13 protein-coding genes are annotated in these 15,866 nt (G+C 67.5%); 11 read left to right on the top strand and 2 right to left on the bottom strand.

What is annotated here, in order from left to right; genetic code table 11:
- From AC07O3_RS25485 to AC07O3_RS25465, 5 genes are all read left to right on the top strand, one after another.
- Positions 1-1,441: YadA-like family protein (locus tag AC07O3_RS25485; protein WP_495340626.1), on the top strand; the 1,441-nt coding region annotated here is incomplete at its 5' end.
- Positions 1,442-1,523: 82 nt separating this feature from the next.
- The gene (locus AC07O3_RS25480) at positions 1,524-2,675 is read left to right on the top strand and encodes a DUF2827 domain-containing protein (protein ID WP_495340625.1); all 1,152 of its coding nucleotides are present in this window, start codon (positions 1,524-1,526) and stop codon (positions 2,673-2,675) included.
- The gene (locus tag AC07O3_RS25475; RefSeq protein WP_495340624.1) at positions 2,672-3,826 is read left to right on the top strand and encodes a DUF2827 domain-containing protein; all 1,155 of its coding nucleotides are present in this window, start codon (positions 2,672-2,674) and stop codon (positions 3,824-3,826) included. The genes AC07O3_RS25480 and AC07O3_RS25475 overlap by 4 nt, the downstream gene beginning before the upstream one ends.
- A gap of 8 nt (positions 3,827-3,834) precedes the next feature.
- Positions 3,835-4,428 (top strand): hypothetical protein, encoded by a 594-nt coding sequence (locus tag AC07O3_RS25470; protein ID WP_495340623.1) that lies wholly within the window; start codon positions 3,835-3,837, stop codon positions 4,426-4,428.
- Between the two features lie 110 nt (positions 4,429-4,538).
- Positions 4,539-6,803 carry an acyl-CoA dehydrogenase gene (locus AC07O3_RS25465; RefSeq protein ID WP_495340622.1) on the top strand — a complete coding sequence of 755 codons (2,265 nt, stop codon included), beginning with the start codon at positions 4,539-4,541 and terminating at the stop codon, positions 6,801-6,803.
- Here the strand turns inward: AC07O3_RS25465 and AC07O3_RS25460 are convergent.
- The gene (locus AC07O3_RS25460; RefSeq protein ID WP_093050390.1) at positions 6,703-7,554 is read right to left on the bottom strand and encodes a helix-turn-helix domain-containing protein; all 852 of its coding nucleotides are present in this window, start codon (positions 7,552-7,554) and stop codon (positions 6,703-6,705) included. The genes AC07O3_RS25465 and AC07O3_RS25460 overlap by 101 nt on opposite strands.
- A 131-nt stretch (positions 7,555-7,685) precedes the next feature.
- Here AC07O3_RS25460 and AC07O3_RS25455 point away from each other — a divergent pair, with 131 nt between their 5' ends.
- Positions 7,686-8,120, top strand: coding sequence for a hypothetical protein (locus tag AC07O3_RS25455; RefSeq protein WP_495340621.1), 435 nt, complete (start codon positions 7,686-7,688; stop codon positions 8,118-8,120).
- Positions 8,121-8,279: 159 nt separating this feature from the next.
- Positions 8,280-11,144, top strand: coding sequence for an aconitate hydratase (locus AC07O3_RS25450; protein WP_495340620.1), 2,865 nt, complete (start codon positions 8,280-8,282; stop codon positions 11,142-11,144).
- Positions 11,145-11,171: 27 nt separating this feature from the next.
- Here the strand turns inward: AC07O3_RS25450 and AC07O3_RS25445 are convergent, their stop codons facing one another.
- The gene (locus tag AC07O3_RS25445; RefSeq protein ID WP_495340619.1) at positions 11,172-12,638 is read right to left on the bottom strand and encodes a C13 family peptidase; all 1,467 of its coding nucleotides are present in this window, start codon (positions 12,636-12,638) and stop codon (positions 11,172-11,174) included.
- Between the two features lie 81 nt (positions 12,639-12,719).
- Between AC07O3_RS25445 and AC07O3_RS25440 the strand changes: the two genes are divergently transcribed.
- From AC07O3_RS25440 to AC07O3_RS25425, 4 genes are all read left to right on the top strand, one after another.
- Entirely contained in the window at positions 12,720-13,214 is a 495-nt protein-coding gene (locus AC07O3_RS25440) for a metallophosphoesterase family protein (protein ID WP_495340618.1), read from the top strand.
- Between the two features lie 143 nt (positions 13,215-13,357).
- A complete protein-coding gene (locus AC07O3_RS25435) occupies positions 13,358-13,660 on the top strand; it encodes a FeoA family protein (protein WP_093075538.1) in 303 nt (100 codons plus the stop codon).
- Positions 13,653-15,548 carry a ferrous iron transporter B gene (gene feoB / locus AC07O3_RS25430; protein WP_093049588.1) on the top strand — a complete coding sequence of 632 codons (1,896 nt, stop codon included), beginning with the start codon at positions 13,653-13,655 and terminating at the stop codon, positions 15,546-15,548. Before AC07O3_RS25435 ends, feoB begins: the two co-directional genes overlap by 8 nt.
- A 28-nt stretch (positions 15,549-15,576) precedes the next feature.
- Positions 15,577-15,864, top strand: coding sequence for a DUF6587 family protein (locus tag AC07O3_RS25425; RefSeq protein ID WP_495340617.1), 288 nt, complete (start codon positions 15,577-15,579; stop codon positions 15,862-15,864).
- Positions 15,865-15,866: the final 2 nt, after the last annotated feature.

Here is a 15,866-nt window from a genome sequence, read left to right as displayed (position 1 = left end):
TGTGGCGAGTCTGTCGACGAGCCTGAGCGGTTCGACGAGCGCCATTGCCAGCCTGTCGACTTCGACCTCGACCGGCCTGAGCACGACAAACAGCAGCGTTGCCAGCCTCTCGACCTCGACCTCCACGGGGCTGAGCACCGCCACGAGCAGCATCGACAGCCTGTCCACGTCGACTTCAACAGGCTTGAGCACCGCGACCAGCAGCATCGGCAGCCTGTCGACCGGCTTGAGCACCACCGACAGCAACCTCGCAAGCCTGTCGACCTCGACCTCGTCGGGCCTGAGCACTGCGACCAGCAACATCGCAAGTCTCTCGACCGGCGTCGGCAGCCTGTCGACCGGCCTGAGCACGACCAATGTCAACGTCAACAGCTTGAGCACGTCGGTCAACAACATCTACAACACCGGCACCAAGTACTTCCACGCCAACTCGACGGCGGCAGACGCAGACGCCAGCGGCCAGGAAGCAGTGGCGATCGGCCCGCAGTCGGTGGCCAGCGGCGCCAACTCCTTTGCGGCCGGCAACGGTGCGAAGGCGACGGCCGACGGCGCGGTGGCGGTGGGCTTCGGCGCCCAGGCCACGGGTGCGAACGCGATCGCCATCGGCACAGGGGCGCTGGCCACGGGCTCGCAGGCGATCGGCGTGAACTCCCGCGCGGGCGGCGGCGGCGTGGCGCTGGGCGACAACGCGGATGCCGGCGGCACGCAGCTGAGCAAGGCACAGAACATCTCGCAGGGCACGGCCATCGGTTTCGGCGCGATCGTGACGCAAAGCGGCGGCGTCGCACTGGGCTCGGGCTCGGTGGCTTCCACCGCGGCGGGCGTGGCCGGTTACGTGCCGGGTGGTGCGTCGGCACAGCAGCAGGCAGCCGTCAATGCGACCACCAGCACGCAGGCTGCGGTGTCGGTGGGCGATGCGGCCAACGGGCAGTACCGCCAGATCACGGGCGTGGCAGCAGGCACGGCCGACAGCGACGCGACCAACGTGGCGCAGCTCAAGGCATCGGCAGCCGCCGCGAAGGCCGGCAGCGTGCAGTACGCGACCAACCCGGACGGCTCGGTCAACTACAACCAGATCACGCTGGGCAACGGCCAGGCAACTGGCGGCACGCGCATCAGCAACGTGGCGCCGGGCATCCTGCCGGGGGACGCGGTCAACATGAGCCAGCTGAACCAGATGCAGAGCCAAGTCGGTGACGTGGCCCGCATTGCCTACTCGGGCACGGCCATGGCCTTCGCGATGTCGGGCACCTACCTGCCGACGCTGTACCCCGGCGAGAAGACGGTGGGCGTGGGCCTCGGCAGCTACAAGGGCTACAGCGCCGTGGCGCTGACCTTCAAGGCGCTGTCCGACGACGGCAAGATGTCCTGGGGCGCGGGCCTGACGACCACGGGCAAGGAGTGGGGCGTCAACGCCGGCATCGGCTGGAAGTGGAAATAAGCCACTGAATCGGCCAGCGACCGGCCGGCTCCCGCGCTGTGATGGTGCGGGAGCCTTTTCTTTTGGTACACACTTCGCCCCCATGCGCATTGGTATTTCAGTCCTCACCCACGCGGGGCAGAACATCTGGGAGAACGGGATGGGGCAGAACGTCCTGTTCCTCGCCCGGCTGCTGCAACGCATCGGGTTCGTCGAATCCGTCACCCTGATCGACGCCGGCGACCAGCCGAGCATGCCGCCTCAGGTCGACCTGGCTGCCATGGGCCTGGCCTTCGGGCGGGCGCGCGAGCTGACCAATGCGCTGGACGTGGTCATCGAGATGGCCGGCGCGCTCGACGTGCAATGGCTCTCCTACTTTCGCGCGTGCGGCGGCCGCGTGGTGTTCCATTGCGTGGGCCAGCCTTTCGCGGCGCTGGCCGAGCCGATCGTGTTCACCGACAAGGGCCACTTCAGCAAGCCCGAGCGCTGCGACGAGGTGTGGCTGCTGCCCAAGGACGAGGCATTCGCTCCCATGATGCGCACCATGCATCGCTGCCCGGTGTTCGAGGTGCCGTACCTCTGGTCGCCGCAGTTCCTGGCCCAGCGCGTCGCGGAGGTCGAGGCCGCGGGGCATCGTTTCGGCTACACGCCCCGCACTGTGGAGCAGCCGGGCTTTCGGGTGGCGATCTTCGAGCCCAACATCTCGGTGGTGAAGTCCAGCAGCGTGCCCATGCTGATCTGCGACGGGGCCTATCGCGCAGACCCGGCGGCCGTGACCTCGATGCAGGTGCTCAACACCCTGCACATCAAGGACCACCCGACCATGCTGTACCTGGCGAACTCGCTCGACATCGTGCGCCAGCACAAGGCGGTCTTTCATGGCCGGCACGACTTCGCGGGCTTCATGGTGCAGTTTGCCGACGCAGTGGTTTCGCACCAGTGGCAGAACGACCAGAACTACAGCTACCTCGATGCGCTCTACGGCAACTACCCGCTGGTGCACAACTCGCCCTGGCTGCGCGATGCGGGCTACTACTACCCAGACTTCGACATCGCCGCCGGCGCCGCGCAACTGCAGCAGGCCGTGCGCAATCACGACCGGCAGCTGGACGATTACCGCGCCCGCTCGCAACGCGTCTTCGACGCGGTCGATCCGCTCAACCCCGCGAACGTCGACGGCTATGCGCAGCGCCTGCTGAACCTGGTGGGTGGCAATGCCGCATTCCGTGCCGACGGCGTGAAGGCTGCCGCATGAGCGAGGCACAACAACAAAAGACCGCCATGCCGGCGAAGCTGAAGGTCGGCGTTTCCATCTTCATCCGCAAGGGTGAGCAGAGCCTGTGGGAAAACGGCGTCTACCAGAACTGCCTGTTCCTCGTGATGCTGCTGCTGCGTTCGCCGCGCGTGGAAAGCGCCGTGCTGGTGGCCGGCGGCGGCGACGGCGGCCCGGCGGATGCCACCAACTTCCTCGCCGATTCGCCGGTGCCCATCATCGACATGGCCACGGCAGCGCAGGAGCTCGACCTCATGATCGAGATGAGCGCCCAGCTGGCCATGCCGTGGTCAGTGGCGTTCCGTGAGCGCGGTGGCAAGATCGTCTCGATGCGCGTGGGCAACGACTACGTGATCGACATCGAGCGCATGATTTTCGACAAGCCGCACGGCCTGCTGATCTCAGGCGCGCCCTACGACGAGGTCTGGACGATTCCCGAGTACGAGGTTTCGTGCAAGCCCTACTTCGAGAGCACCTTCCGCGCGCCGGTGCGGCTCATGCCGCATCTCTGGAGCCCGATGGTGCTGGAGCGCGCCATGGCCCGCGCGTCGGCGGACAGCCCGCCCTTTGTCTACGAGCCCGGCCGCAAGCAGTGGCGCGTGGCCATCTTCGAGCCCAACATCTGCATGGTGAAGACCAGCTTCATCCCGATGCTCGGCTGCGAGGCGGCGCATCGCGCGCAGCCGCGGCTGATCGAGAAGATGTGGGTCTACAACAGCTTTCACCTGAAGGACAAGCCGCTGTTCATCGGCTTCGCGCAGAGCCTGGACCTCGTGCAGCACGGCCTGGCCACCTTCGAGGGGCGCTTTCCGATGTACCAGGTGATGCCCGGCAAGATCGACGCCGTGTTCGCGCACCACTGGGAGAACGCGCAGAACTACCTCTACTACGAGGCGCTGTACGGCGGCTACCCGCTCGTCCACAACTCGCACCTCATCGGCGACTGCGGCTACCGCTACCACGGCTTCGACTGCGAGGAGGGCGGCCGCGCCCTGCAGCGCGCCTTCGCCGAGCACGACGCCAACCTGCCGGCCTACCGCGAGCGCGCGCGCCGCTTCATCGCCACGCTCGACCCCGAGGGCGAAGACAACGTGCGCGCCTACACCGCCGCCATCGAAAACCTTTACGCATGAGGACCGGGATGAAGCCGACCCAACGAATCTCCCGCCTGCTGATTGCCGCCCTTGCATGGGCCGCCGGCACCGCGGCGCTTGCCCAAGGCGTGCTGGTGCCCCAGGCCCCGCCCGCGGCCCCGCAGGACACGCTCACGCGCGCCGCCACCAGCGTGGGCATCAAGCGCTGCCTGCCGGCCATCACGCGGCTTTCCACGCTCACCGTGCAGGGGGCTCGCAGCCACGACGTGCTGCTCGACTGGGACCGAAAGCGCCCCGACGCCGGGCCGATGTTCTCGCTGATCGGCATGGAGTTTCCGAACGCTGGCGTAGCTGCTTCGATCACCGCCATTCCCGACGACAGTGGCGCCTGCACCGTGTCGGCCGAGCGCATCTCGGTCGCGCCCTTCACCTGCGCGAGCGTCGGCCAGCAGGAGCTGGCGAGCTACAAGATGACGCGGCTGCTGCCCAACTACGCGGTCTACACCGACGAGAAGGAGCCGACCTCGTCGGTCTCGCTGATCGATTCGCCGCCGGGCTGCCTGGTCATCCGGCGCTATGTCGAATATGGCTGGCGGGATCCAGCCGCCGCTGCTGCGGCCCAGCCTCCGAAGAAGCGGTAGGCGCGTCCGTCTCCGACAGGCCGGGGAGCCCTTGACCGGCCCTTGGGGCCAGCCACAAGCCTCAAGAATGGTGCCAATCCGCGCGCATTCGTCGCGGAAGGAGACGCACCATGCCTCTGGCGACACTGATCGGCCGATGGGCCATGCAGCCATTCTCGAAGGCGCTCCCGCCGCTGGGCGACACCGAGCGCGCGGCGCTCGAGGCGGGCACCGTCGGCTTCGAAGGCCAGCTCTTCGCAGGCCGCCCGGACTTCGATGCACTGGCGGCCATGGGCCCCAACCAGCTCACCGAACGCGAGCAGGCCTTTCTCCACAACGAAGTGCGCGAGCTGTGCCACATGCTCGACGACCACGCCATCGACCAGGCGCACGACCTGCCGCCCGAGGTGTGGCGCTACCTGCGCGAGAAGCGCTTCTTCGGGATGATCATTCCAGAGGAATTCGGCGGCCTCGGCTTCGGTCACCATGCACACGCCACGGTGGTGGCGCGCATCGCCACCGTCAATGTGGCGACGGCCGTCACGGTGATGGTGCCCAACTCGCTGGGACCTGCCGAACTGCTGCTGCGCTACGGCACCGATGCGCAGAAAGAGCACTACCTGCCGCGCCTTGCCGACGGTCGCGAGCTGCCGTGCTTCGGCCTGACATCGCCGTATGCGGGATCGGATGCGGCGTCGATTCCCGACCGTGGCGTGGTGGTCGAGCGCGAATTCAACGGCCGCATGACGCGCGGCTTCCTGGTCGATTTTGACAAGCGCTACATCACGCTCGCGCCGGTCGCCACCGTGGTCGGGCTGGCCTTCCACGCCATCGACGAAAGCAGGCCCGAGGGCGAGCGCGAACTCGGCATTACCTGCGCGCTGATTCCAGTGCCGCACGAGGGCATGGAGATCGGCCGCCGCCATCGCCCGATGGACAGCGCCTTCATGAACGGCCCGATCCACGGCCGTCAGGTGTTCGTGCCGATGGACTGGATCATCGGCGGCGAGCAGCAGGTCGGGCAGGGCTGGCGCATGCTGATGGAATGCCTGGCCGCGGGCCGTGCGATCTCGCTGCCGGCGCTGGGCTCGGCGATGCAGCAGACCGCGCTCTACGTGAGCAACGGCTACGGGCAAATTCGCGAACAGTTCGGCATGCCAGTTGGCAAGTTCCACGCGGTCGCGGGGCTGGTGGCGCAGATGTCGGCCGAGCTGTATGCGACCGACGCGGCGCGCCGCTTCACGGCGGCTGCGCTCGACAAGGGCGAGCGGCCCAGCGTGGCCAGTGCCATCCTCAAGGTGCAGCTGACCGAAGCCGGACGCCGCGCGGTCAACCACGGCATGGACATCCTCGGCGGCAAGGGCATCATCTCCGGCCCGTCGAACCTGCTCGGCGTGTCCTACCGGCAGGCGCCGATCGCGATCACGGTGGAGGGCGCGAACATCCTCACGCGCGCGCTCATCGTGTTCGGGCAGGGGGCGGTGCGATGCCATCCGCATGTGCTCGACGAAATGGCGGCCGTGCAGGCGAAGGACGAGACCGCGCTCGGCAAGGCGCTCATGGCACACGGCAGGCACGTGGCGGTGAACCTGTGGCGCAGCCTCTTCGGCGCGCCGGTGTTCGGCACGCCGCCCGATGAGTTGATGCACGAAGCGCGGCTCGTCGCGCGCATGAGCGCCAAGTACGCGCTCACGGCCGATCTCGCGATGGGCATGCTCGGCGGCAAGCTCAAGCGCATGGAGCTGCTGTCGGCGCGCCTGGGTGACGTGCTCGCGCACCTGTACCTGGCCAGTTCGTGCATCTGGCGCTATCGCGTCGATGGTGCGCCCGAACTGTTGCCCTTCGCACGGGCTGCGATCCGCCTGCAGATCGACGAGGCCGGCAAGATTCTGCGCGATCTGTATGCCAACCTGCCGACGGCGGGCCGGCGCGTGATCGGTGCGCTGGTACTGCGCCGCACCGCGCACCTGGCGCCGCTGCGCGACGTGCAACTGCTCGAACTGGCCGACCTGCTGCGCAAGGACCCGCGCATCGTCGAACGCCTGGCGCCCGACCTGAGCGAGCCCGCCGCGGGTGGCCTGCGCGACCTGATGTACGCGATGGAGCTGGGCGCGCAGCTAGGCGATGCCACGGCTGCGCTCAACAAGGCGCTGCGCCGCACGAACTCGCTCGAAGAGGCGGCCCGCTCGGCACCCGACCCCGAACTGGCGCTCGCTTATCTGAAAGCGGCCGACAAAGTCATCCAGGTGGACGACTTCGAAGGCCCGCCGCGCGATGCAGACGGCAGGGCCGACCTCAGCCCGCCTGTTGCTGCTGCGCAGCCAGTGCCATCAGCGCCGCAGCCGTCTGCTCATCCGCCGGAAAGAACGACTCCACCGCGAGTTCCTGCAATGTGACGTCGACCGGCGTGCCGAAGATCGTGATGGTGCTGATGAAGCTCAGCACGCCGCTCGGCATGACCACCTGAAAGGGCACGGCCACCGCAGACAGCGCGGTGTCGATGACGGGCGCGTCATGGCTCACGGCGGGCGAGGGATAGGCCGCAAGTTCATCGTGCAGCGCTTGCAGCACCGCGTCGCCCGTGGCGGCAATCTGCTGTTGCAGCCGTTCGAGCAGGTGAGTGCGCCACTGCGCGAGATTGGCAATGCGCGGCGCCACGCCGTCGGGGTGCAGGCTCAGGCGCAGCACGTTGATGGGCGGCTTCAGCAGCTCGGGCGAGGCGCCTTCCATCAGCAGCGGCACCAGCGCGTTGTGCGCGACCAGGTTCCAGTGGCGGTCCACGGCCAGCGCGGGAAAGGGCTCGTGGCCTTTCAGCACCAGATCGACCGCGCGGCGTGCCGCGGCCATTGCCGGATCATCGAGCGAGCGCTGCCGATACATCGGCGCGAAGCCGGCGGCCACCAACAACGCATTGCGCTCGCGCAGCGGCACCTCGAGCCGCTCGGCCAGGCGCAGCACCATCTCGCGGCTGGGCGCGGCGCGGCCGGTTTCAACATAGCTCAGGTGGCGGGTCGAGACCTCGGCCTCCTGCGCCAGGTCGAGCTGGCTCAGGCGGCGGTGGGTGCGCCAGTGCCGCAGGTGGGCGCCGAACGGGTCGCGCGCGCCGGGCTGGCTGGCCTTGGTCGGATGGGAGCGGGTGGTGTTCATGAGGCGCATTCTGGCGTGGCGGCGGCGCGGCGCCATGACCTCCCAGGTCATCGACGCGATCCACGCTGGCCGGAATCATTGGCTCCAACGCGGCAGGACTGGCTTGCCGCGCAACCACCAAGGAGATCCTCATGTCCGTCTTCGCATCCCCCCGCTTCCTGCCCGCCGTGATGTGGGCCGACGCCGCCTCCTGCGCCGCGACCGGCGCGCTGCAGGTGGCATTCACCGGCGCACTGGCCGGGTTGACCGGGCTGCCGGCGCCGCTGCTCATGGGTACGGGCGTGTTCCTGCTGGTCTATGCCGCCGCCGCGGCCTTCATGGCCAACCGCAGCACGCCGCCACGCACGCTGATCGGCCTGGTCGTCGCCGGCAACTTCGGCTGGGCCGTGGCGTGCATCGCGCTGCTGGTGAGCGGCATGTTTGCGATCACTGTGCTGGGCATGGCCTGGGTGCTGGCGCAGGTGGCGTGCGTGGTTGTGCTGGCCGAGCTGCAATGGACTGGCCTGCGCCGCACCCGCGGCAGCGCAGGCGCGGTCACCGGGCTGACGCCCGCCGGTCGTTGGTGATCTGATCTCGCCCAAATGCCGGCGACACCCCTTTACCCGGCATTTTTCGCGATGAGGAACAGGGCGGCAGAAGGCGGGATCGGAGAAGACCGACTACAACGGCTGACATTGATCCCTGATATCTTTGAGAGGCTTCCACGAACAAACAGGAGTCTCTCCATGGCCAAAGCCCCGGCGCATGCGTTTGCGTCCACCCTCAAGACCTTCAAGACCCCGTCAGGCAAGTCCGGCAAATATTGGTCCCTGAAGGAACTGGCCAAGCAATACCCCACCATCGACCGCCTGCCCGTCTCCATCCGCATCGTGCTCGAATCGGTGCTGCGCAATTGCGATGGGCAGAAAGTCTCGGCCAAGCACGTCGAAGAGCTGGCCCACTGGGCGCCCAACGCCGAGCGCGTAGACGAAATTCCCTTCGTCGTCACTCGCGTGGTGCTGCAGGACTTCACCGGCGTGCCGCTGCTGGCCGACCTGGCCGCCATGCGCAGCGTGGCCGCCAAGCTGGGCAAGTCGCCCAAGACCATCGAGCCGCTGGTGCCCGTCGACCTGGTGGTCGACCACTCGGTGATGGTCGACTACTACGGCACGCCCAAGGCGCTCGACCTGAACATGAAGCTGGAATTCCAGCGCAACAACGAGCGCTACCAGTTCATGAAGTGGGGCATGCAGGCCTTCGACACCTTCCGTGTCGTGCCGCCGGGCTTCGGCATCGTGCACCAGGTCAACCTCGAATACTTTGCACGCGGCGTCTACAAGAGCCCGAGCGACAAGGGCGACAAACCAACGTATTACCCCGACTCGCTGGTCGGCACCGACAGCCACACCACCATGATCAACGGTATCGGTGTGGTCGGCTGGGGCGTGGGCGGCATCGAGGCCGAGGCGGCCATGCTGGGCCAGCCGGTCTACATGCTCACGCCCGACGTGGTGGGCTTCGAGCTCACCGGCAAGCTGCGCGAAGGCGTCACGGCAACCGACCTGGTGCTGTACGTCACTTCCATCCTGCGGGCTGAAAAGGTGGTCGGCAAGTTCGTCGAATTCTTCGGCCCCGGCGCCGCATCCATTGCCGTGCCCGACCGCGCGACCATCGGCAACATGGCGCCCGAATACGGCGCGACCATGGGTTTCTTCCCGGTCGACGACATGACCGTGGCGTATTTCGAAGGCACCGGCCGCACCAAGGAAGAGGTCGAGCGCTTCGCCGCCTACTACAAGGCGCAGGGCCTCTACGGCATGCCCAACCCGGGCGACATCGACTACACGAAGATCGTCAAGCTCGACCTGGGCACCGTCTCGCCCAGCCTGGCCGGCCCGAAGCGCCCGCAGGACCGCATCGACCTCGGCCACCTCTCCACCAAGTTCTCGGAGCTCTACAGCAAGCCCAACGACGCCAACGGCTTCAACCAGCCGGCCGACAGGCTCAAGCTGCGCTATCCGCTGGTCGCGGCCGGCAAGGCCGGTGACGAAGAAGCCGCCCCGCCGCCGGCAGGCGCGCCGCTCGACGTGGTCGAGATGGTGGCCAACCGCTCGACCAACGCCGCAGCGCACGTGAGCGCCACCGCGCCTTCGGCGCCCAAGGGCGAAGTCACCATCGGCAACGGCGACGTGCTGATTGCGGCCATCACCTCGTGCACCAACACCTCGAACCCGAGCGTGATGCTGGCCGCCGGCCTGCTGGCCAAGAAGGCCGTCGAGGCCGGCCTCACGGTCAAGCCGCACATCAAGACCTCGCTGGCTCCCGGCTCGCGCATCGTGACCGAATATCTCGAGAAGGCAGGCCTGCTGCCGTACCTCGAAAAGCTCGGCTTCTACCTTGCGGGCTACGGCTGCACCACCTGCATCGGCAACGCCGGCGATCTCACGCCCGAGATCAACGAGGCGATCACCAAGAACGACCTGATCGGCGCGGCCGTGCTGTCGGGCAACCGCAATTTCGAGGCGCGCATCCACCCGAACCTGAAGGCCAACTTCCTGGCCTCGCCGCCGCTGGTGGTTGCCTTTGCCATCGCCGGCAACGTAATGACCGACCTGATGACCGAGCCCGTTGGCAAGGGCAAGAAAGGCAAGGACGTGTACCTCGGCGACATCTGGCCCACGCCGAAGGAAATCGACGACAACCTGCGCTACGCAATGAATGCCAAGTCGTTCCGCTCCAACTACGACAAGGTCAAGACCGACCCGGGCAAGTTCTGGAGCAGCATCAAGGGCACCAATGGCCAGGTGTACGACTGGCCGAAGTCGACCTACATCGCCGAGCCGCCGTTCTTCGAGGGCTTCAAGATGAAGCCGCATGCGTCGGACGCGGGCTTCAAGGGCGCGCGCGTCATGGCGCTGTTCGGCGACTCGATCACCACCGACCACATCTCGCCGGCCGGCTCCATCAAGGAAAGTTCGCCCGCGGGCATCTGGCTCAAGGCGCACGGCGTGCCCAAGGCCGACTTCAACAGCTACGGCTCGCGCCGCGGCAACCACGACGTGATGATGCGCGGCACCTTTGCCAACGTGCGCATCAAGAACCTGATGATTCCGCCGGATGCCAACGGTACGCAGGAAGAGGGCGGCGTCACGCTGTTCCAGCCGGGCAACCAGAAGATGTTCATCTACGACGCCGCCATGAAGTACATGGAGCAGGGCGTGCCCACGGTGGTGTTCGGCGGCGAAGAGTACGGCACCGGCTCCTCGCGCGACTGGGCCGCCAAGGGCACGCAGCTGCTGGGCATCAAGGCCGTGGTGGCGCGCAGCTTCGAGCGCATCCACCGCGCCAACCTGGTCGGCATGGGCGTGCTGCCGCTGCAGTTTCGCGGCGCCGATTCATGGCAGACGCTGGGCCTCACGGGCGACGAGCAGATCGACGTGGTGATCGGCAGCGAGCTGAAGCCGCAGATGGACGTGAAGCTGGTGGTGCACCGCCCCGACGGCACGCACCAGGAGGTGACGGTGCGCCTGCGCATCGACACGCCTATCGAGGTCGACTACTACAAGCACGGCGGCATCCTGCCGTTCGTGCTCCGACAGCTCCTGGAATAACTCCCGGGAGCACGCCCGTCGGCGCTGCTACTTCGAGGCGGCGTCGAGTCGCTGCGCAAGCTGGTCGAGCAACGGGCGGATCTTTTCGCCGACGCTGATCTGCGGGTTCGAGAAGCCGTCTTCCTTGCCGGCCTCGATCTCGCGCTGCTTGATCAGCGGTACGGCCGCTGCGAAGGCGGTTTCGAAGGAGCGGGTCTTGCGCAGTTCCTCGTTGAACATCGCGCGGCCGAAGAAGGTCAGCTCCGACAGCCGGCCGCATCCGTACGAGGTGTGCGTGGCGTCGGCGGCGGTCATCACCAGCGTGTTTTCGTTGGCCAGCGGTTCGATCCACCCCCCTGAATAGCAGGCCGACACCGCCACCACCCGGTGGCGAATGCCGGCTTCGTCGAGCGCTTCGCGCAGTTCTTCCGGCGTGAGCCAGGGCACGGCCAGCGGCCAGTGCGCGGCGGCCAGCTGGTGGTCGCGCGCGCCGTGCGAGGTGAGGTAGACGATCAGCACGTCGTTCTCGCGGTCCATGCGCTCGGCCAGCGCGGCAATGGCACGCTGCAGGTTGAGCGGGGTGGCCCAGGGCAGCGTCTCGGCTGTGGTCGCGTGGTTCATCAGGTGGATCACGCGGCCCTTGGCGTCGAAGCGCTCTTCCAGCAACTGGGTGACCATGTTGCTTTCGCGCAGGAACACGTCTTCAGACGCGTAGGGCGCAAACACCAGCCCGTAGACGTTGGTTTGCCCCGGCTTGCCGGCGGGCAGGGCCGCGACCGTGCGCTCCCACAGCGCCTGTTGCTCCTCGAAGAGTTCCTGCGTCAGCTGCATGCGCGGACGCTCGGGCTGGGTGGATGCGCTGGTGGCATCGGGCTGCCACATGCGGTCTTGTGTGTTGAGCGATTGCCAGAAGGTCAGCGTCAGCAGGGCCACGAACGCGGGCGCGAAGATCGCAAGCCGCCAACGTGCGCCGGCTTCGCGCGCGGTGAACCGCACCAGCGCCAGCACCATCCACGCGCATCCCAGGCCGAAGACGACCCAGTAGCCGGGCGAGGTGGCGATCGCCGACGGCAACCAGCCGCGTGTGTAGCCCAGCGCCAGCATGCCGAGCGCCAGGTTGGCCGGGAACATCGCCCAGGTGGCCAGCACGAACCAGCGCGCCAGTCCGCCGCCGCGGGCCCGCCCGGACAGCGCGAACCAGCCCAGCCACGCGAGCACGCCGAGCACCCAGAGCGTGTTGAGGCCGACGGTTTCGTAGAGCCGTGCGGGGCCGGCGATTTCGAGGCGCGCCAAGCCAGTCCAGACGAGTTCGGGCAGCAGCACGAGCAGCAGCAACTGCCAGGGCGCGGGTCGTGCATCGACGCGCGGCTCCAGCAGGAGCGAGGCGCGCAGGCCGCCGACCAGCCAGTGCAACAGGCTCGCGCGCGGCGGGGTGTCCTGCGTGGGCGGAGGCGAAGCGGATGCTTCTTCGGTGTTCTCGGGAGGCTGCTGCGGTGCGATGATGTCTTCGGGCATGCCGTCGATCATGCCCTTGGGGGCCGTGCTTCTTGCCGGCTGTCGCCCCGGGTTTGCCTGAATAACTTTCTTCTCCTGCCCATGCTTCGCATCGGTCTGATCTCCGACACGCACGGGCTCATGCGGCCCGAGGCCATCGCCTTCCTGAAGGGCAGCGACTTCATCGTGCACGGTGGCGACATCGGCAGCGCCGGCATCCTCGAAGCGCTCGCGGCCATTGCGCCGTTGACGGTCGTGCGAGGCAACAACGACCGCGAACCCTGGGCAGATGCCATTGCGGAAACCGAACTCGCGAAGTTCGGCGGCGTGCACCTCTATGCCATTCATGACCTTGCGCAGCTCGACATCGACCCGCCCGCAGCCGGGGTGCGCGTGGTCGTCTCGGGCCATTCGCACAAGCCGAAAGTCGAAGAGCGCGCTGGTGTGCTCTACGTCAATCCGGGTAGTGCGGGCCCGCGGCGGTTCAAGCTGCCGATTTCCGTCGCCGAACTCGTTATCGACGGTGCGTCAGTAACTGCGCGCGTCGTCTCGATCGACCCGCAGGGTGGTCTTCCCTCTACCGGGGGAGGCACCTGAGACCCGGCCTTGAGCCGGTTTCTTGGTGTTTCTGGGTCGATAGAGCCTGATTTCGAGGGGTTGGTCAGGTATTTGTGAGTGAGAATTGCTAGCATCTAGGTTTTGCTTACCGGCGCGCCCGATATCCCGGGCGTCCTCTCACCGTGCGAACCAACGATTTCGGCGCAGCGCCGACCACCGCCGTCGCCCTGCGCCTCGACCAGCTTCCGAACAACCAGTGGGCCACCGTGCTCGACGTGGCGCGCCCCGACAACGCCGACGACCGGGAACTCGTCCTGCGCCTGACCGAAATCGGCTTCGTGCCGGGAGAGGCCGTGCGCATCGTCGCCAGCGGCATTCCGGGCCGCGAGCCGCTGGCGGTGCGCCTCGGCCACACCACCTTCGCACTGCGCCGCCACGAGGCCGCGCTGATCCACGTCACGCCGGGAGCCACAAACCATGGTTGAAGCCGTCATCCAGGGCCCCGGCCGCCTCGCCGCCACCGCGCAGCCGGGCCGCATCGCCCTGCTGGGCAACCCCAACTGCGGCAAGACCGCGCTGTTCAACCTGCTCACCGGCAGCCGCCAGAAGGTGGCCAACTACGCCGGCGTGACCGTCGAGCGCAAGGAGGGCACGCTGCGCACGCCCTCGGGCCGCCGCGTGTTCGTGCTCGACCTGCCGGGCGCCTACAGCCTGAATGCGCTGAGCGCCGACGAGGCCGTCACCCGCGACATCGTCACTGGCCAGAGCAAGGAAGCCCTGCCCGACCTGCTGGTGTGCGTTACCGACGCCACCAACCTGCGCCTGAACCTGCGGCTGGTGATCGAAGCCAAGCGGCTCGGCCTGCCGATGGTGGTGGCGCTGAACATGACCGACATGGCGAAGAAGCAGGGCATTGTGGTCGACACGGCCGTGCTCTCGCGCGAACTGGGCGTGCCCGTCATCGAAACCGTCGGCGTGCACACCGGCGGCGCGCAAGGCCTGCTCGCAGCGCTCGACACGCCCGTGGCCGCCGCCACGCCGCAGCCCTGGCAGGCGCCGGGCCTCGACGACGTGCTGGCCACGCAGCGCGAGGTGCGCCGCATCCTCGGTCTCACGGTGAAGGAGCCGGTCGGCAGCCTTGCCACCAGCGACCGCATCGACCGCGTGGTGCTGCACCCCGTGTGGGGCATGCTGGTGCTGGCCGTCACCATGTTCCTGATGTTCCAGGCCGTGTTCAGCTGGGCTAACGTGCCGATGGACGCCATCAAGGCCGGCACCGAGGGGCTCGGCAACCTGCTCAAGACGGCCATGCCCGAGGGCATGCTGCAGAGCCTGCTGGTCGACGGCGTGATCGCAGGCGTGGGCGGCGTCATCGTCTTCCTGCCGCAGATCCTGATTCTTTTCCTGTTCATTCTTGCGCTGGAAGACTCGGGCTACCTGCCGCGCGCGGCCTTCCTGCTCGACCGCGTGATGGGCACCGTGGGCCTGTCGGGCCGCTCGTTCATTCCGCTGCTGTCGAGCTTTGCCTGCGCCATTCCGGGCGTGATGGCCACGCGCACCATCAGCAACTGGCGCGACCGCATCACGACCATCATGATCGCGCCGCTCATGACCTGTTCGGCGCGGCTGCCGGTGTATGCGCTGCTCATCGCGGCCTTCATTCCGGCGCGCACCGTGGGCGGCGTGTTCAACCTGCAGGGCGTGGTGCTGTTCGCGCTGTATGTGTTCGGCATCGTCTCGGCGATGGCCGTGGCCTGGGTGATGAAGCGCTTCCGCGACAACACGCAGCATTCGCCGCTGCTGATGGAGCTGCCGGCCTACCGCTGGCCGAACCCGCGCAACCTGGCGCTGGGCCTGTACGAGCGCGCCTGGATCTTCATCCAGCGCGTGGGGACGATCATCCTGACGCTGACGATCCTGCTGTGGTTCCTGTCGACCTTCCCGTCGCCGCCAGAAGGCGCGACCGGTCCGGCCATCCAGTACAGCCTGGCCGGCATGATCGGCCGTGGGCTGGAGCACATCTTCGCGCCCATTGGCTTCAACTGGCAGATCTCGATCGCGCTGGTGCCCGGCATGGCGGCGCGCGAAGTGGCCGTGGGTGCGCTCGGCACGGTGTACGCGCTGTCGGCCACGGGCGACGACGTGGCGGGCCAGCTGGAGCCGCTCATCGCCGGCAGCTGGTCGCTGGCTACCGCGCTGTCGCTGCTGGTCTGGTACGTGTTCGCGCCGCAGTGCATCTCGACGCTGGCTGCGGTGAAGCGCGAGACGGGCTCGTGGAAGTACGTCTGGATCATGGCTGGCTACCTGTTCGCGCTGGCCTACATGGCCTGCTTCATCACCTACCGCGTTGCGGTGGCACTCGGAGCGGGTTAAAACCTGTCATGAAAGGTTTGAAGAAGAAATGGCACAGCAACTGATCGTCGGATTGATCGTCGCGGCCGCCGCGTTCTACGCGGTCTGGCGCTGGATGCCCGCAGGCTGGCGCCGCGGCGCGGCACAGAAGCTCGCGGCCGGCACGCATCGCGCGGGCTGGGTCGACGAAGAACGCGCCAAGGAACTGGCTGCATCGCTCGCCAAGACCTCGGGCTGTGGCTCGTGCGACAGCTGCGGAAGCTGTGCCCCCAAGACACCTCTCAAACAACCGGAAGCCGACCAGGCCACCATCAGCCCGTCCACGCACGGCCGCTGAGA

This window comes from Variovorax sp. GW821-FHT09D05 (assembly GCF_059416325.1).
The sequence above is the reverse complement of the archived record's forward strand: the minus strand, read 5'-3'. Positions and strand labels throughout refer to the sequence as shown.